At 59.7% G+C, this 1415-nt stretch carries 1 protein-coding gene; it reads right to left on the bottom strand.

What is annotated here, in order from left to right:
* Positions 1–30: 30 nt before the first annotated feature.
* Positions 31–1296, bottom strand: coding sequence for an IS256 family transposase (locus tag QCE58_RS33950; RefSeq protein WP_250522581.1), 1266 nt, complete (start codon positions 1294–1296; stop codon positions 31–33).
* Positions 1297–1415: the final 119 nt, after the last annotated feature.

The following is a 1415-nucleotide window of genomic DNA, read 5'->3' as shown; positions in this document are numbered from 1 at the left end:
GGTGTATGAGCAGCATCGTGACGGTCGATTTCAAGCGGCGAGTTTCTGCTGAACCGGTCGATCGTCTTGCACCGGTTCGCCGTCCTTGAAGGGGACGCCTTCGAGCAACAGCTTGATCTTTTCAGGTCCGTTGATACGGCGCCAGGTTTTCTCCGCTTCCTCGATCAGCTTGAATGCCAGACCGAGGAAGGTAGGCCGCGACACGCAGTTACGCGTACGCGTCGTTCGATGACGTACCGTCGCGAACGTCGACTCGATCGCGTTGGTCGTCCGCAAATGCTGCCAGTGCTCAGCGGGGAAGTCGTAAAACGCCAACAGGCTCTCGCGATCCTTTTTCAGCGTCTCAGTTGCCTTCGGATATTTCGCCGAATGGATCGACACGAAACGATCGAAAGCGGCGTACGCGTCGGCTCGTGTGGCAGCCATCCAGATCGCCTGCAAGTCCGCCTTTGCCCGTGCTTGTTGCGACTTGGGTAGCGCATTGAGCACATTGCCCATCTTGTGAAACCAGCAGCGCTGGCCGCGTGCCGCTGGAAACACCTCTTCCAGGGCCGCCCAGAAGCCCATTGCACCGTCGCCGACGGCCAGCCGTGGACCCGCTTGCAAGCCCCGCGCTTTCAGGTCGAGCAGCAGTTCAAGCCACGATGCCTTCGTTTCCCGATACCCGTCGCCGATTGCCACGCGCTCTTTGCTCCCATCCGGCTTCACGCCGATGATCACCAGAAGGCATTGGCCATCGGAGTTCTCGCTGCGCAGCCCGGTGTGAATGCCATCGACCCACCAATAGACGTAGCACGACTTCGACAGGTCACGTCGGCTCCACGCGGCATGTTCGTCGGCCCATTGCGCCTTCAACCGACTCACGACATTCGCCGACAAGCCCTTCGCGTCTTCGCCGAGCAGGACACGCAGCGCTTCGCCCATATCGCCAGTCGAGATGCCCTTCAGATACAGCCACGGCAGCGCCGCGCTCACACGGGGCGATTTCCTCACGTAAGGCGGGACGATCGATGAATTGAACTTCACCCCTGATCCCGATCGATCGCGTACCTTTGGCACCTTCACGGAGACCGGCCCGGCCGCCGTCAATACCTCGCGCTCGGGCAAGTAGCCGTTGCGCACCACCGCGCGTTGCCCGTGCAGTGTCTTCACGTTCGTGAACCGTTCAAGCAGCTCTGCCAGCTCCGCTTCAATCGCTTGCTGAATCACTTGCCGCGCCCCTTGACGAATTAGGTCGTCCAGCCCGAGGCCGGCTCCCGATAGACCAATGACCGCATTTTTCGTATCCTTGCTCATGGTGGATGGTTTTGTTGTTCGCTGGTTTCCGACTTCGACAATCAGATTCTCAGCTGAAACCACCACCGCCTTCAATTTCCCGCCTCAACTCCCCCGTACACCACTTCCGACTTTATCTC

The organism is Caballeronia sp. LZ028 (assembly GCF_031451415.1).
In the GTDB taxonomy this organism is placed as follows: domain Bacteria; phylum Pseudomonadota; class Gammaproteobacteria; order Burkholderiales; family Burkholderiaceae; genus Caballeronia; species Caballeronia zhejiangensis.
This window is presented reverse-complemented; position numbering and strand designations above follow the sequence as displayed.